The sequence below is a fragment of the Paenibacillus sedimenti genome, from assembly GCF_014534655.1.
Classification (GTDB): Bacteria; Bacillota; Bacilli; order Paenibacillales; family NBRC-103111; genus Paenibacillus_E; species Paenibacillus_E sedimenti.
This window is the reverse complement of sequence record NZ_JACVVD010000011.1, coordinates 34,776-55,843: the sequence shown is the minus strand read 5'-3', so window position 1 is coordinate 55,843 and position 21,068 is coordinate 34,776. Positions and strand designations below refer to the sequence as shown.

Genomic DNA, 21,068 nt, shown 5'->3' with positions numbered 1-21,068 from the left:
GGACATATATAAGACAAAGGGGTATTCCTCCTAATCATAAGATTAGGCATAGAATACCCCATTTTATTTATTCAAATTAAAATTTTAAGTTACTGCTGTGTCCCGGAGAAAGCTTCGCGGACGGATCAATGTAGACTTTAGCATTGTTAATCGCAGTTGGAGCTTCACCGAATCCGACGGCAATCAGTTTCAATTTGCCAGGATAAGTTGTAATATCACCGGCTGCGAAAATGCCCGGAATATTCGTTTCCATCCTGGAGTCTACAACGATAGACCCGCTCTCGATATTCAATCCCCATTCTGCAATTGGGCCCAGGGAAGAGACGAAACCAAAGTTTACGATGACGGCATCAACGTCGTGTACCGTTTCTTCGCCCGATTTAATATCTTTCAATGTGACTTGCTCAATTCGGTCATTGCCGTGAAGTTTTGTAATTTCCGTTGGGGTAACAACATTGACTTTGGAATTCATCAAGTTTTCTACGCTGTGCTCATGAGCGCGGAATTTATCGCGACGGTGAATGAGGGTAACTTTCTCGGCGATCGGCTCCAGCATTAAGGCCCAGTCTACCGCGGAATCGCCGCCGCCGCTGATGAGCACTTTTTGACCGGCAAAAGCATTCAAATCGCTAACGAAATAATGAAGGTTCTTTTTCTCATATTGAGCAGCTTCCGGCAGTTCAAGACGACGCGGTTCGAATGCGCCAACGCCACCTGTAATAATAACCGCACGGCTGTAATGTACGCCTTTGTCCGTCGTAATTTCAAATAAACGCTCTTCCTTTTTGTTCACTTGGTGCACTTTCTCTTCCAGACAAACATCAATAGGGAAATGCTTCATTTGTGCCAACAAATTATTAACAAGATCTTGCGCTGTTACTTTAGGGAAGCCGGCAACGTCGTAAATGTACTTCTCCGGATATAAAGCTGCAAGCTGGCCGCCAAGCTGAGGCATGCTTTCAATGATTTTCACGGAAGCTTGACGCATCCCCGCATAAAATGAAGCAAACATCCCCGCAGGTCCGCCGCCGATCACAATAATGTCTACTACTTCTTGATTCACTTCTCTCTCACTCATTTGAATTTCTCCTCCGATTCGTTCCTTTGATGTAAGTTTTGCCCTGATGCATAACCATTAATCCATTATAAACTGCTCTGCTGACCAAAAGAAACAGAAAAGTGCGATTTCTTTATTTAAATCGCTTATGAACATGATAAGTTCTGCTTACTTTGTCTGGACAGGCCAGATCCGCTTTTATGCCTTATTTTAAGCCAAAATAACACTTGATATTTACAAATGAAAATTATATTATATCATGAGAATCGGTTTAAGCTGTTGTGATAAATCTCATCCTGTTTCATCATAATTCGCTGCCGCGAAGTGCAAACTAGAGGCAGTATGCTGCTTTTGAAGCTGTTTGTGTAATTTTTCACAAGATAGAGAAACCATAGGACTATAAAATCGGATATGGAAGTGAGAGACACATGAGTAGAATTCCAAGAATCGTGATCTTAGGAGCCGGTTATGGCGGAATACTTGCTGCAATTCGTTTGCAAAAGGAACTGAACTACAACGAAGCTGATGTAACCCTCGTTAATAAACATGACTATCATTACATCACAACACACCTTCACATGCCTGCTGCAGGAACGGATAATCCTGAGAATGCACGCGTGAACATTTTGAAACTGATCGATGAATTCAAAGTGGATTTCGTGAAATCCACCGTAACGCAAATTCGCCCGCACGAGAAAAAAGTCATCTTGGAAGACGGTACGCTTTCCTATGATTACCTCGTTATCGGTCTGGGTGGAGAAGCAGAAACATTCGGAATTCCAGGATTGAAAGAATACGCGATGAACATACGCAGCATTAACAGCGTTCGTTTTATCCGTGAACATATTGAATATCAATTCGCAAAATACAAACGCGAGCCCGAGCGCAAAGATTACCTCACTTTCGTCATTGGCGGCGCAGGTTTTACCGGTATCGAGTTTATCGGTGAATTGGCTGACCGCGTTCCAGAGCTTTGCAAAGAGTTCGACGTGGATCCTTCTCTCGTGAAAATTTATAATATTGAAGCTGCACCTACGGCTCTGCCAGGATTTGACCCTGAGCTAGTAGAGTACGCGATGAAAGTTCTTTCCGATAAAGGCGTTACTTTTAAAATCGGCACGGCGATTAAAGAATGTACACCAGAGGGTGTATTGATCGCTGGCGACGAATTCATCAAATCCGCTACAGTGGTATGGACAGGCGGTATCCGCGGGAACCATATGCTCGACGAAGCCGGTTTCGAAACGATGCGCGGCAGAATCAAAGTTGACGAGTACCTGCGTGCTCCGCAGTTCGATAACATCTATGTGGTAGGCGATTGTTCGATCGTGATGAACGACGAAGGCAGACCGTACCCTCCTACTGCGCAAATCGCGATGCAGCAAGGGGAAGCTGTTGCCCACAATTTGATCGCGTCCATTCGCGGATCCCAAATGAAAACTTTCAAGTTCTCCCATAAAGGAACAGTTGCATCACTGGGTAAAGGTCAAGCGATCGGTATCGTCGGCTCCCGTAAGCTTAAAGGTAACGTTGCGGCCATCATGAAAAAAGTGGTTGATATGAGATACTTGTATATCATTGGCGGCATTCCGCTCGTGATTCGCAAAGGACGTTTCTAGGTGCGATTCCCTCATGTTGCATAATGAGGGGATCGTCACCTTAGTAGTCATTCGTAAACGGGGGGATAGCCATGCGGCACTGCAGTGTCCAAGTAAGAGGACTTCTTACCCGGGAAGAACTGGACCGTTACAATGCTCTGATCGAAGTAGGCCACTTCTTGGAAAGTGAGAAACGTTACGATCATGTAGCGACTATACAAAAAGAAATCGATATTCTTATCCTTCCCGCAATTGAAAGGCTCAAAGAAAAGAGTCGTCAGCGCGATCGCGATACGGAAGAGTATCTGGCCCGTAAGGCACAGATGGAAGCTGAATTAGCGGCAGCTCTTCGGGATGATGACGACGAATAAAAAAGAAGCTTTGCTCCGTTGAGCAAGGCTTCTTTCTTGTCCATATATTAAATTTGAATCAATTTGGCAAATTTATCCGGAGTAAGCAAGTTCCCGACGTAGAAGTCGCCAAACTCGCCGAAACGAGCGCTTACTTCGTCGAAGCGCATTTCATATACGAGTTTCTTAAATTGAAGCGCGTCCTCGGCAAACAAGGTAACGCCCCATTCCCAATCATCCAATCCAACGGAGCCTGTGATGATTTGTTTCACTTTACCAGCGTATGTACGTCCGATCATGCCGTGGCTGCGCATCATGTTTTTACGGTCTTCCGCAGGAAGCATGTACCAGTTATCGTTACCTTCGCGGCGTTTGTTCATCGGATAGAAGCAGATATGCTTCGCTTTTGGTAAAATTGGCTTCAAGCGGGCTGCAAGCTCGGGATCTTCCATCGGGTCAATGCCAGGCTTGGCGAGATAACTGCTCAATTCTACAATGGATACGTAAGAATAGACCGGAATTGTAAAAGCGGCAAAGCTTGATTTATTGAAAGTATTTTCCAGGTCATTCAGTTCTTCCAGTGTTTCACGCATGTGCATGAATACAAAGTCGGCCTTCTGACCAACGATGCTGTAAACGGCAGTGCTGCCTAGTTTATCGTTCTCGATTTGCTGCCACTGGGTTAGGAACGAATTTAGTTCCTCAGTTGCATGCTTGCGCTCCTGAGGGGTTGCAGCATTCCAAGCGTTCCAATCGATGAGACGGAAATCATGGAGCGCATACCAGCCTTCCAGCGTTTGTACGGCTTCACTCATGAAGAATCCTCCATTCACGGCTTAATATCCACTACATTGTATCCAATTCATGGAGAAAGGGCAAATGAACAATGGGTGACGGTGAAAATGTTCATTTTGTGTACACTTTACCTGATCCGATCAGTGGATTACAATTATAAAGTGAACATAAAGGTACTAATTTTTTGCTGATGCAAAAACAAGGAGGAGAATGTTTTGTTCCAAATGATTATAGCTACGGTCTTAATGATGGTTTTGTTTTTTGGACTGGGCTTTATTTTGAATATGTTAATGAAAACGACTTGGTTTCCGCTTTATGCTTATATCGCTTTGATCATTGGCGTTATCATTTACGGGGCGATGGGAACAGCTACATTTTTGTCGAATGATACCGGTTTTACGATCGTAGATATTATTCCTGCTATTGGAGGCTTTGTCGGTGCCATATTGAGCGGATCTGCGATCAAAGCGTTGCGTATCAGAGGCTTCAAAATGTTCTAAAACGAACATAAAATTGGCGGAAGTGGTCACTCTATGGGGAAGAAGTAGAATATTACCTACCGGAGGAGAATACCTTTGCCTTTTGCTTATGTAAATGGAACCACACTAAACTATGATATAACAGGAAAAGGAACGCCTATTGTCTTCCTTCATCCTCCACTGTTGACCTCACAAAATTTTAACTATCAGCGTGAGCAGCTTTCGGACGAATTCCAGATCATTACCTTCGATTTTCGGGGGCATGGCGCCAGCAAGCCGTCTGAACGACCGATTAGTTATTCGTTAATTGTAGAAGATATCAGGCAGCTTCTTGATTTTCTTGGGATTGAAAAAGCTTTCCTATGCGGCTATTCAACAGGCGGCTCTATTGTGCTGGAAGCGCTGCTGATGTATCCGAAGCGTTTTCTTGGAGGTATTGTGGTTAGCGGCATGTCTGAGCTTAGGGATTCCTATAACAAAACCCGGACGTGGATGGGTTCCCTAATGGCGAGTTCAAGCTTGTTCAATATGCTGTTGAAGAGATCGGTTGCCTTTGGGAATTCGGATAATGGCGAAACGTATCATCGGTTATTAGAGAGCTCGATACCCGATCATGAGGACAATTTGCGGCAATATTATGATTGCGCGTTAAACTATAATTGTACGAATCGGCTTTCAAGTATCCAGCATCCGATGCTGCTGATCTATGGCCAAAAGGATCGCAGCTTTGTCCAGTATGCGAACTTGCTGCATCAGAACCTTCCTCATAGTTCGCTCTATTTCGTTAAGGATGCGAAGCACCAAATTCCAACCAAGAATCCCGGGAAAATGAATGATTTGATCCGGCTTTGGATACTTAGCTTGCAAGACCAGCAGACGGAGCGGATCATGCTCGATCTGGAAATTGCAAGAAAGCTGAATCCGGCGATGTACGATCAGGATGAGCAAGATAACCGTTTGCCGCTTAGCTAGAAAGCATAGGATACCATTTGAGCGCCAGCCCTTAGGTTGGCGTTTTCATTTCAGGAAAAATTATCTTTTCCCCGATACATTCCAAGCGTGTCGATTTTTGTGGTAGACTGATAGAGAGAAGCTGCAAAGCTATGCTAGACTCGGATCAGGCAGGATGGTGCTGGAAAAGAATGCGAATGACAAATATGCTGCACTTTACGGAAAATCACCGCTTTTGCGTGAGTCGGGATTTTTCCTTGAGCAGCCTGGATTATAAAATGCTTGCCATGATGTATCAACCGATGATCGGTGGCTATGCGATTAGCCTCTATCAAGTTCTCTATCAGCAGATTAGCGCTGAGAGAGTCGGATACTCTCCGCTGGAGCAGCAGCGCAAGTTGTTTCTGTTATTGGAGCTGGAGCAGGGGGAGCGGGGACGCAAGTACCTGATCGAGCAATCCTCGAAGCTGGAAGCGATCGGGTTGTTACAGACAAACCGCAAGTTTTTGCCTGATGAGGAAGATTATATTTTTGAATACACCTTGTTCGCCCCTCTCGGGCCGAACGAATTTTTCCGTAATCAGCATTTGACGTTGCTGCTTCGAGATAAGGTCGGGAAGTTCATGCTGCTTTCACTCCGGGAAGAACTGCTCGCACCGGAACCCGAGGAGTGCAGGGATGCGAGCGTTGAGAATTTATCCGTACCGTTCTATGATTTATTCCGCCTTAATACACAGGTTATTGATTATGAGCTGGAGCAGGCGCTCTATGAGGCTTCTGCTTCCAAGCAGACGGACGTACGTTTAGACGTAATGACAAAAGGTTTTAAATATGCGGACATTATTATGAGGTTCCCCCGGGGAGCGAGCAATCGTATTTTCGTTGAGGCACTTAAGCATGCTCCAGAGCAAATGGCTGCCATAAATATCGTTGCTAAGAAATACAACCTGTCCTTGCAGGAGACGTGCCGTTTGCTCGATGAGGATGGTGTGTTTTCTGAAGATGGCGAGCTGCAGATGGATTTGTTGCAGTATAACGCCAATCTGTTCTATCGTCAGACAAAGAAACGCGGCGAAGAACGGGAACGCACACTGGCCAGGTCGGAAGAGAGAGGGCAAGGTGCAGACCACGAAAGTGCCGAAGACGCAATTGCTGATAAGTCGGTAGAGATGCAATATTACTTAGAGGTGCCGCAGCAGCTGCGCGGTGATTGTACAGATCATCAGTACAATTATATCATGCGCAATGAGCCGTATACGGCAGTTTTGAAGATGTTTTTTACGCAAGGCTCGATTCCTGACGGTGTACTTAATATTTTTGAGAAAATTGATCTCAATTATAAATTGAACGAGGAAGTGATTAATGTGTTGATTCATTTTCTGCACATTGATCGCCGCTCTTGGGCCAAGTCGTCGATTGAAGCTGTTGCTTCCGACATGCTTGGCAAACAAATTAACACATACGAACAAGCCGTCGAATACGTGCGTGAGAAAATTAGCTACAAGCAGAAGGCGGCCTCCAAAGTGGAGGCTGCGAAGGCTGGCGGCGGGGCAGTAACGCGAGGCCGACAAGGCAAAACGCAGAAACCGCATATTCCAATCGTCGTCCCTGATGCGGGCGCAACAGCGTCTTCCAGATTAACGGAAGAAGAGCTGGAGGCCGCGAGAAAAATGGCTCAAAAGCTGGATGAGCGCTTTAATCGCAAGAGCTAAGGAAAATTAAGCTTACACTTTTGATTTCTAGACGGAAAACTCAGCTTATGCTTACGATGCAAGTTTTCCTACGGAAAACTCTTAGGAGGTGTCTGACGAATGGAATCCCTATCGCAGTTACTGAAATCAATGCCGGAGTCGCAATGGAGAAAGAATGCAGAGGCGAAAATTCGGCTCGTCATGCAGGATCCCTTAATTCTCAAGTTCCGTCAAAAATATCCGTTTCTTGATGATTACACGATTAAAATTAATATGAACAAGCTTTACCAGCATGTCACAGAATACAAAAACTGTTCGAACTGTCCGGGTTTGGACCAATGTCCCAATGATATGACGGGGCACTACACGATGCTGACAGCTGAATCGGTGAGTGAGTCTTCTTTCATTCATGAGGAAAAAGTAGCCTGCAAGAAGTTCACGGCCAAGCAGATGCAGGATGCGATCAGCAGCCGGATACGTACTTTTCATGTAGATCCTCGCATGATATCTCGCAGCTATTCTTTCGGGGACATCCTCGAGACTGATTTGGATCGGGCGAAGGCGGTCATGCAGATCAATGACTACGTCAACCTGACGATTGAGGAAGGGCTACAGACGAAGGGGCTCTATCTATCCGGATCGTTCGGTACGGGCAAGACGTTTTTGATGGGATATATGCTCTATCAGCTTGCCAAAGTCGGAATGACAGGCGCTATAGTTTATATGCCCGATTTTGCGGAAGATTTGAAAGGCATGTTCCAGGAACCTGCCAAGCTCAAAGAGACGATTGATCTGCTCAAAGAGACGGATTTGCTCGTCTTTGATGATATTGGTGCGGAGAATTTGAATCCATGGCTTCGAGATCACGTGATTGGCGCAATATTAAATTATAGGATGAATCGGAAGCCGACCTTCTTTACGTCGAATTATGAGCTCTCCGGGCTTGAGAAGCATTTCAGCTTCACGAACAAGGATGGGGACGAGGAATATAAGGGGCAGCGGATTATGGACCGTATTCGTCCCTTTGTGGAAGTGGTGCCTGTGAACGGCACGAACAAGCGGGGATGCTAAGAGAAAGGCTGTATATACGGAGGAGATCCTTCGTGTATACAGCCTTTGTTGTTTTTAACGCTGCATAAACAGCGCATAAGAAAAAAAACCGCTTCGCAACAAGTGCAAAGAGGTTCTTTACATGCGGGAATATTCTTATTGCATGACTTGAATGACTGTAGCAATGACAGCTACTAGCAGCAGGACTCCGAAGAAAACGCCAAAGCCCATGCCTACATCCATAAAATCGTTGCGCGGTTCTTCGTATACGTGAAGCTCGGGATGCTTAGGATCGCTCATGTTTGTTACCCCCTAACGTCCATCGTTAGAATAGTTTAAGCATAGTATACCCAAATTCGTCGAAAGTTGTAAAGGTTGTGGCAATGACATTTATGACAATTATGCAAACACTATCCTGATACCTGATGTTTAAAAAGCGCCGGGGCCTTCTCGGTTCTGAAAGCGGACTTTTTAAACGCTATTGAACAAAGCATACATATACGATAAACGTGGAAATATTAAAAAAACGCTTGACTATGACATTAGTGTTATGGTTTACAATGAGAGCATCACCAACGGTGAGACTTTAATTAACATTAAAGATCCCTATATGATGATCAACAGGGAAAAGGTGAACGCCATGCGGATTAGTGAGCTATCCAAGCTTACCGGCGCCAGTATTCGTTCTTTACGGTATTATGAGGCCAAAGGGTTAATTGCCACAGAGCGGGAAGATAACGGGTATCGGGTGTTTAACCAGATGGCTGTCGAACGCGTAAAGACCATTCAATTCTATTTGAGTTTAGGTTTTACGACCGAACAAATTGAAAGCTTCCTTAACTGTGTGATGAAAAATCAAGAATCGCAGTGCGACGATTTGCTGCCTCTTTACACGGAAAAGCTCAAAGAAATTGAGCAGCAGATGGAAATGCTGCAGCTTCTGCAAGCGAATCTGAAAGATCGGATCGCTTATATCGAACAGCAACGGCTGCGCGGGGAACCTGTAAGTTCGTCACATAACTGAGCGAATGCCAGCTTTTCACTAGCTTGCGGTTCGGTTGAAATGGCCTGCCAGTGTGGTATACTTTACATGTTGACTCATCAGTAGCAATCTACTTGATGTTATAAATCTTATATTTAGAAGGAGGAACTATCATGGCAATCGTGAATGTTTCAGATAACAGTTTCAAAGCAGAAGTTGAAGGCGAAGGTACAGTTCTAGTCGATTTCTGGGCGCCTTGGTGCGGACCTTGCAAAATGATCGCTCCTGTACTGGAAGAGCTTGACAAAGAAGTTGAAGCATTGAAAATCGCAAAAGTTAACGTGGATGACAATCCGGAGTCCGCAGCTCGCTTTGGCGTTATGAGTATCCCGACATTGATCGTTTTCAAAGACGGTCAACCGGTTGATAAAGTGGTTGGTTTCCAATCCAAAGATGCGCTGAAAAACGTAGTATCCCGTCATCAATAATCGCAGCGTTTGCTTTTAGTAAAACTACGTGAGAAAAAGCTCTTTTTCTGCTATGCTGAAAAAGAGCTTTTTTGTTGTGAAAAACGGGGGCTTGGTATCAAAGGGAGGGTGAAAATCTGTGACTGAACATGAAGATGCAGCAGCCCGGGAACAGAGCTTGGAAGCCATCAAGCACAAGCTTTCCTTGCTGCCGGACAAACCAGGCTGCTATTTGATGAAGAACCGCGAGGGCACCATCATTTATGTGGGCAAGGCCAAGGTATTAAAAAATCGCGTGCGCTCCTATTTTACAGGGAGCCATGGTGCCAAGACGCAAAGACTAGTCAGCGAGATTCGCGACTTTGAATATATTATCACCTCTAGCAATATGGAGGCGTTGATCCTCGAGTGTAATCTGATTAAGCAGCATCATCCCCGGTACAACGTACTGTTGAAGGATGACAAGACGTTCCCTTACATCAAGATTACACATGAAGCGCAGCCGCGTCTGGAAGTCACGCGGCGGGTGATCAAAGATAAGGGGAAGTACTTCGGCCCTTATCCGAACGCTTTTGCGGCCCAGCAGACGAAGAAGCTGCTGGACCGGCTCTATCCGCTCCGCAAGTGCAGGACGCTGCCCGATAAAGTATGCCTATACTATCATATCGGGCAGTGTTTGGCGCCTTGCGTGTACGATATATCCGCGGAGACGAACGAGCGGATGGTGCAGGAGATCACACGTTTCCTGAACGGGGGACACGACGATATTAAAGAAGAGCTGACGGCGAAGATGCATGCCGCAGCGGAGGAACTGAACTTCGAGCGCGCGAAGGAGCTGCGCGATCATATTTTGAACATCGACGCCGTGATGGAAAAGCAGAAAATCACGACGAACGATGCGGTCGACCGCGATGTGTTCGGCTACGCGGTCGATAAGGGCTGGATGGCTGTGCATATCCAGTACATGCGGCAGGGCAAGCTCATTGAGCGGCACGTCTCGCTGTTCCCTTACTACGGTGACGAGTACGGCGATTTCATTACCTACGTCACTCAGGTGTACAGCGACAATCCGGCGCTGCCCAAGGAGATCTTTCTGCCGAGCATGCCGATCGCAGAGCCGGGAGCGGGCACGCAGACGGAAGCCGGGGGAGCTGCAGCCACCGCTGTAGAAGCGAATGCGCAGGCCGCCGCCCATGCCGAGGCCGAAGAGAAGGATGTCCGCGAAGCGCTGGAATCATGGCTGAAGGTGAAGGTTCACTTCCCGCAGCGCGGGTTGAAGAAGCAAATGGTCGATATGGCAAAAGACAACGCCCGCAATGCGCTTGAGGAGAAGTTCCGCATGCTGGAGCGCGACGAGCGCCGTACGGTCAAAGCCGTCGAGAATCTCGGCGAATGGCTCGGCACCGGTACGATCCGCCGCATCGAAGCGTTCGATAACTCAAACATTCAAGGTACGAATCCGGTATCCGCGATGGTCGTTTTCGTTGACGGGAAGCCAGATCGGAAGGAGTATCGCAAGTATAAAGTGAAAACCGTACAAGGCCCGGATGATTATGAGACTATGCGCGAAGTGATTCGCCGCAGGTATGAACGGGTATTAAAAGAGAATCTCACGATGCCCGATTTGATCGTCGTCGACGGCGGCAAAGGGCAGATCTCTGCGGCCGTCGATGTCCTTGAGAATGAACTTGGGCTATTCATCCCGATCTGCGGACTCGTTAAGGATGCCAAGCATAAGACTGCGCAGCTGATGATCGGCGACCCCGCTGAAGTCGTTCCGCTACCGCGCGACAGCCAGGAGTTCTACCTGCTGCAGCGCATCCAGGACGAGGTGCACCGATTCGCGATAACGTTCCATCGGGAGACGAGAGCGAAGTCGATGGTTGTCTCCCAGTTGGATGCGATTCCCGGTATTGGCGAGAAGCGCCGGAAGGCGCTGCTTAAACATTTTGGCTCTGTTCGCAAAATAAAAGAGGCAGGAGTCGAAGACTTCAAGCCTCTGGGTATTGGTGAGAAATTGGCAAGCGAGATTCTTAGAGCGCTTCAAGGCGAGGCGGCGGCTCCCCAGGAATAAGGGGACCCCGCCTTTTTTCATGCAGCCAGGCAAGCATTATGGCGATTAATGCGGGCAGCAGGATATAGAATATGCCTGCAAGTACATCGCTCCATTGCCCTAAAGAGAAGAGGGACATGCCCATCAAGATGCTGTCCATACAAGCATGGGCAAACACCGCAGTGATGAAGCCGAATTTCAAGAAGACATATCCGAGTATGAGACCGATAATCGTGACTTCGATGAGACGCGTATACACCGGGTAAATCGGATATTGCGTATGACTTGCCGCCCAAATGACACTTGGCACTATGATCGCGATAATATTAGAGCGGAATAGCTTTTTGAACAGCATGATGCCAAGCAGTCTGTAGGTCGCTTCTTCCGATATCGCGGCAACCCAGGCCATCAAAGGAAACAAACGAGGTTCGAGCATATTCAGGACAGAGTTGGAAGGATCGCTGACCGCCCACACATCGAAGTTTACTTCGCCCGTATAGAACAGCACCTGCTGTACACCTAAGATGAAGAGAGCAAGTAAATAGCCGCGTCCCATGCCATGGTAGACTTCCGAACCAAAATGCCGTTCCTTCCATGAAGGCCACAGACGCAGTCCGATGGATTCCCACAAACCATTGCCGGCTGCAAGAGATAAGTAAAGCGAGATTCCCAGCAGCATCGTGACCAAATTCATGAATAGGGATGCGATGAGTGTCGCTGTGCCTTCGTTAGCAGTGGCTGCCATCGCTTTAAACGCAGGGTACATATTGATGTTATTGATGATATAGATCGTGATGAAAATGACGGTCAATAATAAACCTCGGCGAAAATCGATTTTTTTCCGTAAAATTAGGATGTAAATGATGGCGGCAAGGGACATAAGCAGTGTGAACCCCATGGAAACCCACGTCATAATGGAAGCCGAACTGTCTTGCTGATCCAGCCAAGCTTGATACGATTCCGGCAAACTAAAAATAACGTTGTAACCAATGATAGTCTTGTCATCAAAATCCATGCGCAACTGCAATTTGGCTTCGCCGAGAGATTCCGATTGCTTTTCATAGAAAAGAGTAGTCCCATTCTCCTCTTCGGCTGCAGGCTTTTCGATTGCTATAAAGTCATCCGGATTTAATCCCTGTTTCCGGATTTCCTCTTTGGCCATTATGTCTGCCTTCTGCTTGCTGATCGATGACTGAACCGTCGCATCTTCGCTCCAACCGATGATACGTGCGTTCGTGTAATTAATCTCAACTTCGAAATGTCGCTTCATGACTGGATCGACAACGCTGACTTGATAGTAATCAATCGGATAGCGTTCTCCGTATTTCGCAGTGTAATCTTCTGAGAGGTTCTCCTTTTGCAAGTAACCGCTCCTTGCTTTTTTTGACTGGTATACGACGAAAGTCTTCGTGCGGTCTATGCGATATCGCTCACTGATGAATTGCGCGGCACTGTCTGCGGCCTGCTGCTTCGATATCGTTGGATTTTCGGCAGGGACCGCTTCTTCCTCTTGCAGCCCATACAGGATATTTACACCGATATACAGCACGATTCCGATACAAGCAAGTAGGAGCAGAGAACGATTTATTTTCGATCGGATCATGGACGAGTTCCTTTCATTATGCATGATTTTTTCATGATGATGTTTCGATAAACAGTTATATTAAAGTTATCACAGTTTACATAGAAAACCAATTAAGTCAAAAACATTCGTAAACAAGGGTAAATACTTGATTTCGACGGATAACTCCCTCGCCAGCTTAGCAGAAACGTTGGTTTATCGGAATTTACTCTCATATCCGCTGAAACGAACTTTGTATGTGGACGTAAACAGTAATATAATTCATATCAATTGAATAAAAAGCCGAATTTCTTATTGAAAACGGGGGAACCATTTATTTATGGGGTGAATTTTGCTTAGGCATTCCGTGTCAGGCAAATAGGGTGATCCACGCATCCGAATCCGTCAGCTAACTTCGTAGGCTTTACGTCAGGAACCATACCGAACAAGGCATTGGATTTCCAGTGTCTTTTTTGCATGTTACAGGGGGCAATATGAAGAAAAAAGTGAACATTTGGCAGCTTACGCCGCCGCAAATTCTTGTACTCGGCTTCGCTGCGATCATCTTTATTGGAGCAGGTCTGTTAACGCTCCCGTTTGCATCAGCCACCGGTCATTCTATTCGATTCATTGACGCGCTGTTTACAGCGACTTCTGCAACTTGTGTGACCGGTCTGGTAGTTGTCGATACTGGCAGTACATATACGATGTTTGGCCAGATCGTCATCGTGACCTTGATTCAGATTGGCGGTCTGGGCTTCATGACGATGTCGACGCTGATTGCATTCGCATTCAGGAAGAAGATCACGCTTAAAGAGCGGCTTGTACTTCAAGAGGCTTTTAATCAAGGCAGCATGGAAGGCATCGTGCGGCTCATTCGCAAAGTCATCATTTATTCGCTCAGTATAGAGGCCATCGCAGCTATTATTTTAACGATTCGCTGGACATTTGATTTAGGCTTTGGCAAGGCACTGTATTTTGGAATATGGCATTCCATCTCGATGTTTAATAACGCGGGCTTTGACTTGTTCGGCACTGTCGACGCTCCTTATGTCTCGTTTACCGGTTATGCTGACGATTTCGTTGTTAACGTTGTCGTTATGTTACTTATTGTTCTAGGCGGTATCGGTTTTATCGTATTGTCCGATTTGATGGACTATAAAAAGACGAAAAAGCTGTCTCTACATTCAAAGGTTGTGCTCAGCATGACTGGAATTCTCATCGTGCTCGGCGCGATCGTCATTTTCATATTCGAATTTACAAATACGAAGACGTTAAGCTCTCTCAATATGGGCGGCAAGGTGCTCGCTTCCTTTTTCCAGTCAATTGCGCCGCGAACTGCCGGTCCGAATACGATCGATATCGCTGCGATGCGACAAGCATCCCAATTTTTCATCGTTATACTCATGTTTATCGGAGCTTCTCCGGGATCGACAGGGGGCGGGATCAAAACAACGACCTTTGCGATTCTAATCAGTGCGATTGCGACGATGATACGCGGCAAAGAGGATATCGTTATTTTCCGTTTTCGCTTGGCGAAGGATCGTATCCTTAAAGCGATTACGTTAACGATGATCGCCTTGTTCCTTGTCATATTCGTATCCATGCTGTTATCAACCACCGAGGATGCACATTTTCTCAAAATTTTATTTGAGGTTACATCCGCCTTCGGCACCGTGGGGTTGAGCATGGGGCTTACGCCGGAATTGACCGCTTTCGGTAAAATCATGATCAGCTTAACGATGTTTGCCGGACGTTTAGGTCCGATTACACTCGCCTACGCTTTACAACCGAAGCAAGAGAAAGAATTATATAGATACCCAGAGGGTAAAATCACCATTGGATAGGGGACAAATCAGATGAAAAGTCAGTATGCGGTAATAGGTCTGGGACGTTTTGGAGCAAGTATTTCGAAGGAGCTTGTACAGCTCGGTAATGAAGTGCTGGGCATCGACAAGGATGAAGAAGCAGTTGATGAAATGAGCTCTGAGTTAACGCATACGGTCGTTGCCGATGCGACGGATGAAGATGTCTTAAAGTCGTTAGGCATTCGCAATTTTGATTGTGCCGTTGTCGCCATAGGCGATGATATTCAATCCAGTATTTTAGCGGCGATCGTGTTGAAGGATTTAGGCGTGAAAAAAGTGGTTGCCAAAGCACTCTCTGAGCTCCATGGCAAAGTGCTTGATAAAATCGGCGTAGATCGGGTCATTTACCCCGAGCGGGACATGGGCATTCGCGTGGCGCATCAGCTTGTATCCCCTAATTTACTTGACTATATCGAAATTTCCAAGGATTACACGATTGCTGAACTTTCTGTACCTAAACGGATCTGCGGATTATCCATTAGAGAATTGGACCCTAGAGCCAAGTATGGATGCAGTGTGGTAGCCATTAACAAAAAGACCGGCGTGATCATCGCTCCAACAGCTACAGATGTTGTCAATGAGAAAGATATTATGGTAATTATTGGAACGAATGATCAAATCGAAGAGTTCGAAAATGAAGTTATCGGCTAGTGATATTCTCGTCATAAAACGTTCTTTTCGGCTTTAAAAGGTCGAGCAGGGCGTTTTTTTCATAACAATTTACTAACATTTCATCTTGTTGCCCGCATAACTTATATAGTATATTAATGCTGTGTCCTACATTATTCGACATTATCTTTCATTTTTCAACATTCAGCGAAAGCTGACCTAACGATTTCCTTACATTTTCTTTATAAAAGGTCTTCGAAGCACAGAGGTGGGCTCAGCATGTATAAGGTATTAGTTATTGAAGATGACGCGATGATTGGTGATATGGTATCGATGTATTTGGGGGAAGAAGGCTTTCAGGTCATACGTCATGAGAACGGTAGGGACGGGCTTCAAGCTGCAGGGCATTTTAATCCTGATATCATTTTACTGGATCTCATGCTGCCTGATATGGACGGGCTCGAACTATGCGAACAAGTACGTGAAACGTCTAAAGTGCCGATAATGATTGTTTCGATGAAAAACAAAGTAATTGAACGGGTAAACGCTTTAGCGGTCGGTGCTGACGATTATATGTGCAAGCCGTTCAGTATGCACGAAATGAGTGCAAGAGTACATGCGCTGATTCGTCGCTCCAAGCTTTATCAAACTAACCACAGTCAGGTGAAACGCCCCTCGGTCGTGGCTGTATCCAATACAGCGGTGCTGCTCGCCGAGCAAGCCTATGAAAGTATCGTCAGTCTGGATCAAGAAACTCGGTCAATGTGGGTGCGCGGAGAGTTGATCGATACGACTTATTCTGAATTCGAAATTATGAAGTGTTTTGTGAAGAACCCCGGAAGGGTGTTTAGTCGGGAAGATTTGCTTCAGACAGTCCGCGGATTTGATTCGTTCGTAACGGATCGTGCCATTGATGTGCATATCGCCAATCTGCGCAAGAAAATCGAAGAAAACCCCAAAGAACCCAAGCGGATTCGCACTGTATGGGGCGTAGGGTATAAGTTTGTATTATGATTTCCCCTCAGTAGCTTCTAATCATTGCTCTCCTTAATAGGAGCGTTGATGATTAGGGGCTTATTTGTGTTTTGTAAAATAATCAGTTGCTTGTTCGATGAACTTCATGGCAGCCGGATTCTCTGAGGTGCCCTCCGAATAGATGAGGGAGGTCGTCCGTTTCGTTTGCTCCAGCTCCACCAAATCGCGTAGGATCAAATCGTTATTGCGTATCAAGTCTTCGCGCAAATAGGATTGCGGCAGCAGTGTGGCTGTTTTGCAGGTAGAAACCAGACGAATGATCGCCTCGAAGGAATCAATCTCCATTTGCACATTAGGAAAGATGGAAAACCGGTGAAACAGCTCATCCATAAGAACGCGATACCAGGTACCTTTGGAAAAAAGGATCATTGGCAATTCATTCAAATCACGGATCGCTATGTGTGGACGGTCGATATAAGGGTGACCGAGTGGCAGCACGAGACACAAATGATCATCGAATAAAGGCTCGCAGTGCAGGCCTGAAGCGTTGATCAGCGAGGCTACGATGCCGATGTCGACCTTTTTTTCTTTGACCATCGTGACGACTTCATGAGTTTTACCTGTCAGCAGCTTGATCTCGGTGAGCGGATGATCCTTGAGATAATCCGTGATCAGATCGGGGAGCGTAGCTTGCAGGGTTGTCAAACTGGCGCCGATGGTCATGGAAACATGATGGCCCTCAGCTTTGTACGTTTGAATGGCTTGCTTGAATTTGCGCTCCAGATGGCGCAGCTCCAAAGCGTGGTCGTAGCAAATTTGGCCGACCTTGGTCAATTCCAGCCGTTTACCTTTACGGATAAAAAGCTCAACCCCGAGCTCTTCTTCCAGCTTCATGATTTTCCGCGAGAGTGCGGGTTGTGACAGATTCAACAGCTGCGACGCTTTATTCAAGCTCGCCTGTTCGACAACAACAGCGAAAACATCCAACAATTCCACGTACCGATCAACTCCTCACTTGCTCTATATGCATATAAGTTATAAGTATATATAAAGAAACGGCACTTCCATTATAAGCGGGAAAGAGGTACGATGTATATGTCACTTTTGTTGACAATTGACCTATGCTGCGCAAAAGGTCAATTGCAACCTGTTCACATTTTTTGGTCGATCTAGTATAAACGCTCACTGATTTGGAAAAATAGGCGTGGATGATTCTGGGTTGACGCTCGTTTGCGGCGAGGGTACAATGATATGTGGCTTGTCTAAAAATGTCGGATCTTATTATTTTAGGGGGGAATTGGTTCAATGACGGGTAATTCGTATTACTTTCGAAAGATCCACTCTTTGCTTGGCGTAATTCCAGTGGGCTTCTTTCTGATTGAGCATCTGCTCACGAACTATGAAGCTACAAAAGGGCATGGCGCTTTTGTGGATCAGATCAATTGGCTGAACGACTTACCGCTGGTTTTGTTCCTTGAAATCTTCGGTATCTGGATTCCGCTTCTTTACCATGCGGTTTACGGACTGTACGTAGCGTATCAGGCTCGCAATAATGTGAGCAATTACAGCTATTTCCGCAATCAAATGTTCCTGCTTCAACGCGTAACGGGTGTGATCACGTTCCTTTTTGTGGCTTGGCACTTCTTTGAAACAAGATTCCAAGTAGCGATAGGCAGCGTGGAACATCATGAGCTGGGAATGACGATGCATGAAATTGTGACGAATCCAATTATGTTCACGATTTATGTGATCGGTACCGTAAGTGCGGCATTCCACTTCTGTAACGGTATGTGGTCGTTCCTCGTAAGTTGGGGAATTACGGTTGGCCCTCGTGCACAACGCTTTTCCTCATACATTTGGATGGGGCTATTCGTAGTAATGGCAGTCATGTTTATTATGTCTTTGACTGCGTTTACAGATACTCAATTTCAGCAGCTTCCTGCAGAAGCGACCGGGCATTAAGGGAGGGTGAACGAAAGTGGCAAATTCGAAAATTATCGTCGTCGGCGGAGGCCTTGCGGGACTCATGGCGACAATCAAAGCAGCGGAGGCCGGAGTTCACGTGCAGTTGTTCTCCTTGGTACCGGTTAAACGATCGCACTCCGTATGTGCCCAAGGCGGCATCAACGGTGCGGTAAATACAAAAGGTGAAGGCGACTCCCCTTGGGAGCACTTTGACGATACAGTATACGGCGGTGACTTCCTGGCTAACCAACCGCCAGTTAAAGCGCTTTGCGAAGCGGCTCCTGGCATTATTCACTTGATGGACCGTATGGGCGTAATGTTCAACCGTACGCCAGAAGGTCTCCTCGATTTCCGTCGTTTCGGCGGAACGAAGCACCACCGTACGGCGTTCGCAGGCGCGACGACCGGGCAACAATTGCTGTATGCTCTTGATGAGCAAGTACGCCGCTGGGAAACAGCAGGTCTCGTAACGAAGTTCGAGCATTGGGAATTCCTTGGCGCCGTCATCGATGACGAAGGCGTATGCCGTGGTGTTGCAGCGCAAGATCTGCGCAGCATGGAAATTCAAACATTCCCGTCCGACGCGGTTATTTTGGCGACAGGCGGTCCTGGCATCATCTTCGGTAAAACGACGAACTCCGTGATCAACACAGGTACGGCAGCGAGCGCGGTTTACCAGCAAGGCGTGAAATATGCGAACGGCGAAATGATTCAAATTCATCCGACAGCGATTCCCGGGGATGACAAGCTCCGCTTGATGTCCGAATCTGCTCGTGGTGAAGGCGGACGGATCTGGACATACAAAGACGGTAAGCCTTGGTACTTCCTTGAAGAGAAATATCCGGCTTACGGGAACCTGGTACCGCGTGATATCGCGACTCGTGAAATCTTCTCCGTCTGCGTAGACCAGAAGATGGGCATTAACGGCGAGAACATGGTTTATCTGGATCTTTCTCACAAAGATCCGAAAGAGCTTGATGTCAAGCTCGGCGGTATTATGGAAATTTATGAGAAGTTCATGGGCGATGACCCGAGAAAAATTCCAATGAAGATTTTCCCGGCGGTTCACTACTCCATGGGCGGTATGTGGGTTGACTACAACATGATGACGAACATTCCTGGCTTGTTTGCAGCCGGTGAGTGCGAGTATCAGCACCATGGCGCGAACCGTCTTGGCGCGAACTCGCTCGTGTCTGCGATTTTTGACGGAATGGTATCCGGTCCTAAAGCGGTTGAGTATATCCGCGGCTTGGAAAAGCATGCGGACGATACGTCTTCTACGGTTTATGACCGCGAGAAAAAACGCCATACGGATCGTTACGAGTCCCTGCTCAAAATGAACAGCGGTACGGAAAACGCATACGTTCTGCATAAAGAGCTTGGCGATATGATGAATGCGAACATGACGGTTGTACGTCACAATGATCGTCTTCAAGATACGATCAACCGAATTAAAGATTTGAAAGACAGATACCAAAACATCAACATTACGGATACGGCTCGTTGGAATAACCAAGGCGTAGCTTTCACACGTCAGCTGTGGAACATGTTTGAGCTTGCGGAAGCGATGACACTCGGCGCCTTGCTGCGTAACGAGAGCCGTGGAGCGCACTACAAGCCAGAGTTCCCTGAACGTGACGATGAGAACTTCATGAAAACGACAATTGCTGATTGGACGCCGGATGGCCCGAAAATCAGCTACGAAGATATCGATGTATCCTTGATCGCGCCGCGGAAACGCGACTACTCCACGGAAAAGAAAAAAGGAGGACACTAATCATGGCAGAGACACAAACCGCACAAAAAACAGTGAAGTTTATCGTGACTCGTCAAGAGAGTCCTGAATCTAAATCCTATACCGAAGAGTTCGAAATTCCGTACCGTCCGAATATGAACGTGATTAGCGCGCTCATGGAAGTTCAACGGAATCCGAAGAATGCTAGAGGCGACAAAACGACGCCGGTATGTTGGGAATCCAACTGTCTGGAAGAAGTATGCGGCGCCTGCTCCATGGTTATCAACGGCAAGCCGCGTCAAGCTTGTTCCGCATTGGTCGACAAATTGGAACAACCGATCCGCGTAGCTCCTATGAGCACGTTCCCGGTTATGCGTGACCTGGTCATCGACCGCGGACGCATGTTTAGCGCCTTGAAGAAAGTCAAAGCATGGGTTCCGATCGACGGAACTTATGATCTTGGACCGGGGCCTCGTATGGCAGAGTCCAAGCGTCAATGGGCTTACGAGCTGTCCAAATGTATGACATGCGGCGTTTGTTTGGAAGCTTGCCCGAACGTGAATGATAAGAACTCCTTTATCGGTCCTTCGGCTCTCTCGCAAGTTCGTCTGTTCAATGCTCATCCGACAGGTGAAATGAACAAAGAAGAGCGTCTGGATACGCTGATGACGGATGGCGGTATTGAAGGCTGCGGTAACTCGCAGAACTGTGTACGCTCTTGTCCGAAAGGCATTCCGCTCACGACTTCGATCGCAGCATTAAATGCGGACACAACGAAACATTTATTCAAAAAATGGCTAGGCGTGTAAGCTAAATAAAAAAGCCTGATACCCTATGTACGCTCCAGGGTGTCGGGCTTTTTTGCAACACGGCATTTATCAA

Annotated in this window: 20 protein-coding genes and 1 riboswitch; of the genes, 15 read left to right on the top strand and 5 right to left on the bottom strand. The window is 46.7% G+C overall.

Going from position 1 to position 21,068, the window contains the following annotated elements; translation table 11 throughout:
* Positions 1-76: 76 nt before the first annotated feature.
* Positions 77-1,078, bottom strand: a complete 1,002-nt coding sequence (locus tag ICC18_RS25175) for an NAD(P)/FAD-dependent oxidoreductase (RefSeq protein WP_188177219.1) — start codon at positions 1,076-1,078, stop codon at positions 77-79.
* A gap of 407 nt (positions 1,079-1,485) precedes the next feature.
* Between ICC18_RS25175 and ICC18_RS25170 the strand changes: the two genes are divergently transcribed.
* Together ICC18_RS25170 and ICC18_RS25165 are read left to right on the top strand one after the other, a co-directional pair.
* Positions 1,486-2,676 (top strand): NAD(P)/FAD-dependent oxidoreductase, encoded by a 1,191-nt coding sequence (locus tag ICC18_RS25170; protein WP_188177218.1) that lies wholly within the window; start codon positions 1,486-1,488, stop codon positions 2,674-2,676.
* Positions 2,677-2,747: 71 nt separating this feature from the next.
* Entirely contained in the window at positions 2,748-3,026 is a 279-nt protein-coding gene (locus tag ICC18_RS25165) for a hypothetical protein (RefSeq protein ID WP_188177217.1), read from the top strand.
* Between the two features lie 47 nt (positions 3,027-3,073).
* Here the strand turns inward: ICC18_RS25165 and hemQ are convergent, their stop codons facing one another.
* Positions 3,074-3,820: a hydrogen peroxide-dependent heme synthase gene (gene hemQ, locus ICC18_RS25160; RefSeq protein ID WP_188177216.1), complete on the bottom strand. Its 747-nt coding sequence runs from the start codon at positions 3,818-3,820 to the stop codon at positions 3,074-3,076.
* 195 nt (positions 3,821-4,015) lie between these two features.
* Here hemQ and ICC18_RS25155 point away from each other — a divergent pair, with 195 nt between their 5' ends.
* The 4 genes from ICC18_RS25155 (at position 4,016) to dnaI (ending at position 7,992) form a co-directional block, all read left to right on the top strand.
* A complete protein-coding gene (locus ICC18_RS25155) occupies positions 4,016-4,300 on the top strand; it encodes a YuiB family protein (RefSeq protein ID WP_188177215.1) in 285 nt (94 codons plus the stop codon).
* A 75-nt stretch (positions 4,301-4,375) separates the two neighbouring features.
* Complete coding sequence (locus ICC18_RS25150; protein ID WP_188177214.1) at positions 4,376-5,251, top strand: alpha/beta fold hydrolase; 876 nt, start codon at positions 4,376-4,378, stop codon at positions 5,249-5,251.
* Positions 5,252-5,421: 170 nt separating this feature from the next.
* Entirely contained in the window at positions 5,422-6,942 is a 1,521-nt protein-coding gene (locus ICC18_RS25145) for a replication initiation and membrane attachment family protein (protein WP_188177213.1), read from the top strand.
* A gap of 99 nt (positions 6,943-7,041) precedes the next feature.
* Positions 7,042-7,992, top strand: a complete 951-nt coding sequence (dnaI, locus tag ICC18_RS25140) for a primosomal protein DnaI (protein WP_188177212.1) — start codon at positions 7,042-7,044, stop codon at positions 7,990-7,992.
* 135 nt (positions 7,993-8,127) lie between these two features.
* Here the strand turns inward: dnaI and ICC18_RS25135 are convergent, their stop codons facing one another.
* Positions 8,128-8,271 (bottom strand): YqzM family protein, encoded by a 144-nt coding sequence (locus ICC18_RS25135; RefSeq protein ID WP_188177211.1) that lies wholly within the window; start codon positions 8,269-8,271, stop codon positions 8,128-8,130.
* Between the two features lie 250 nt (positions 8,272-8,521).
* On the opposite strand from ICC18_RS25135, the gene ICC18_RS25130 reads away from it, so the two are divergent.
* The 3 genes from ICC18_RS25130 (at position 8,522) to uvrC (ending at position 11,494) form a co-directional block, all read left to right on the top strand.
* A complete protein-coding gene (locus ICC18_RS25130; RefSeq protein WP_312029604.1) occupies positions 8,522-8,995 on the top strand; it encodes a MerR family transcriptional regulator in 474 nt (157 codons plus the stop codon).
* A 131-nt stretch (positions 8,996-9,126) separates the two neighbouring features.
* A complete protein-coding gene (trxA, locus tag ICC18_RS25125; RefSeq protein ID WP_188177210.1) occupies positions 9,127-9,441 on the top strand; it encodes a thioredoxin in 315 nt (104 codons plus the stop codon).
* A 118-nt stretch (positions 9,442-9,559) separates the two neighbouring features.
* Entirely contained in the window at positions 9,560-11,494 is a 1,935-nt protein-coding gene (uvrC, locus tag ICC18_RS25120) for an excinuclease ABC subunit UvrC (protein ID WP_188177209.1), read from the top strand.
* On the opposite strand, the gene ICC18_RS25115 is transcribed toward uvrC, so the two are convergent.
* Complete coding sequence (locus ICC18_RS25115) at positions 11,454-13,076, bottom strand: CPBP family intramembrane glutamic endopeptidase (RefSeq protein ID WP_188177208.1); 1,623 nt, start codon at positions 13,074-13,076, stop codon at positions 11,454-11,456. The genes uvrC and ICC18_RS25115 overlap by 41 nt on opposite strands.
* A gap of 249 nt (positions 13,077-13,325) precedes the next feature.
* Positions 13,326-13,473, top strand: a riboswitch (cyclic di-AMP (ydaO/yuaA leader).
* Positions 13,474-13,528: 55 nt separating this feature from the next.
* On the opposite strand from ICC18_RS25115, the gene ICC18_RS25110 reads away from it, so the two are divergent.
* The 3 genes from ICC18_RS25110 (at position 13,529) to ICC18_RS25100 (ending at position 16,525) form a co-directional block, all read left to right on the top strand.
* Positions 13,529-14,881: a TrkH family potassium uptake protein gene (locus ICC18_RS25110; RefSeq protein WP_188177207.1), complete on the top strand. Its 1,353-nt coding sequence runs from the start codon at positions 13,529-13,531 to the stop codon at positions 14,879-14,881.
* Positions 14,882-14,893: 12 nt separating this feature from the next.
* Positions 14,894-15,553 (top strand): potassium channel family protein, encoded by a 660-nt coding sequence (locus ICC18_RS25105; RefSeq protein WP_188177206.1) that lies wholly within the window; start codon positions 14,894-14,896, stop codon positions 15,551-15,553.
* 237 nt (positions 15,554-15,790) lie between these two features.
* Positions 15,791-16,525, top strand: coding sequence for a response regulator transcription factor (locus ICC18_RS25100; RefSeq protein ID WP_188177205.1), 735 nt, complete (start codon positions 15,791-15,793; stop codon positions 16,523-16,525).
* A gap of 60 nt (positions 16,526-16,585) precedes the next feature.
* On the opposite strand, the gene ICC18_RS25095 is transcribed toward ICC18_RS25100, so the two are convergent.
* Positions 16,586-17,482 carry a LysR family transcriptional regulator gene (locus ICC18_RS25095; protein ID WP_188177204.1) on the bottom strand — a complete coding sequence of 299 codons (897 nt, stop codon included), beginning with the start codon at positions 17,480-17,482 and terminating at the stop codon, positions 16,586-16,588.
* Between the two features lie 309 nt (positions 17,483-17,791).
* Here ICC18_RS25095 and ICC18_RS25090 point away from each other — a divergent pair, with 309 nt between their 5' ends.
* The 3 genes from ICC18_RS25090 to sdhB are packed head-to-tail and all read left to right on the top strand — an operon-like array spanning position 17,792 to position 20,995.
* Positions 17,792-18,448 carry a succinate dehydrogenase cytochrome b558 subunit gene (locus tag ICC18_RS25090; protein ID WP_188177203.1) on the top strand — a complete coding sequence of 219 codons (657 nt, stop codon included), beginning with the start codon at positions 17,792-17,794 and terminating at the stop codon, positions 18,446-18,448.
* A gap of 16 nt (positions 18,449-18,464) precedes the next feature.
* Positions 18,465-20,228 carry a succinate dehydrogenase flavoprotein subunit gene (gene sdhA / locus ICC18_RS25085; protein ID WP_188177202.1) on the top strand — a complete coding sequence of 588 codons (1,764 nt, stop codon included), beginning with the start codon at positions 18,465-18,467 and terminating at the stop codon, positions 20,226-20,228.
* Between the two features lie 2 nt (positions 20,229-20,230).
* Positions 20,231-20,995, top strand: coding sequence for a succinate dehydrogenase iron-sulfur subunit (sdhB, locus tag ICC18_RS25080; protein ID WP_188177201.1), 765 nt, complete (start codon positions 20,231-20,233; stop codon positions 20,993-20,995).
* Positions 20,996-21,068: the final 73 nt, after the last annotated feature.

Excerpts from the sequence above, each read along its gene's own strand:
- ICC18_RS25115 (WP_188177208.1), bottom strand. The coding sequence starts at position 13,076 with ATGATCCGATCGAAAATAAATCGTTCTCTGCTCCTACTTGCTTGTATC.
- ICC18_RS25170 (WP_188177218.1), top strand. The coding sequence starts at position 1,486 with ATGAGTAGAATTCCAAGAATCGTGATCTTAGGAGCCGGTTATGGCGGA.
- ICC18_RS25130 (WP_312029604.1), top strand. The coding sequence starts at position 8,522 with ATGGTTTACAATGAGAGCATCACCAACGGTGAGACTTTAATTAACATT.
- ICC18_RS25165 (WP_188177217.1), top strand. The coding sequence starts at position 2,748 with ATGCGGCACTGCAGTGTCCAAGTAAGAGGACTTCTTACCCGGGAAGAA.
- ICC18_RS25090 (WP_188177203.1), top strand. The coding sequence starts at position 17,792 with ATGACGGGTAATTCGTATTACTTTCGAAAGATCCACTCTTTGCTTGGC.
- ICC18_RS25145 (WP_188177213.1), top strand. The coding sequence starts at position 5,422 with ATGCGAATGACAAATATGCTGCACTTTACGGAAAATCACCGCTTTTGC.
- trxA (WP_188177210.1), top strand. The coding sequence starts at position 9,127 with ATGGCAATCGTGAATGTTTCAGATAACAGTTTCAAAGCAGAAGTTGAA.
- sdhB (WP_188177201.1), top strand. The coding sequence starts at position 20,231 with ATGGCAGAGACACAAACCGCACAAAAAACAGTGAAGTTTATCGTGACT.
- dnaI (WP_188177212.1), top strand. The coding sequence starts at position 7,042 with ATGGAATCCCTATCGCAGTTACTGAAATCAATGCCGGAGTCGCAATGG.
- ICC18_RS25100 (WP_188177205.1), top strand. The coding sequence starts at position 15,791 with ATGTATAAGGTATTAGTTATTGAAGATGACGCGATGATTGGTGATATG.
- ICC18_RS25135 (WP_188177211.1), bottom strand. The coding sequence starts at position 8,271 with ATGAGCGATCCTAAGCATCCCGAGCTTCACGTATACGAAGAACCGCGC.
- ICC18_RS25110 (WP_188177207.1), top strand. The coding sequence starts at position 13,529 with ATGAAGAAAAAAGTGAACATTTGGCAGCTTACGCCGCCGCAAATTCTT.
- ICC18_RS25175 (WP_188177219.1), bottom strand. The coding sequence starts at position 1,078 with ATGAGTGAGAGAGAAGTGAATCAAGAAGTAGTAGACATTATTGTGATC.
- ICC18_RS25105 (WP_188177206.1), top strand. The coding sequence starts at position 14,894 with ATGAAAAGTCAGTATGCGGTAATAGGTCTGGGACGTTTTGGAGCAAGT.
- hemQ (WP_188177216.1), bottom strand. The coding sequence starts at position 3,820 with ATGAGTGAAGCCGTACAAACGCTGGAAGGCTGGTATGCGCTCCATGAT.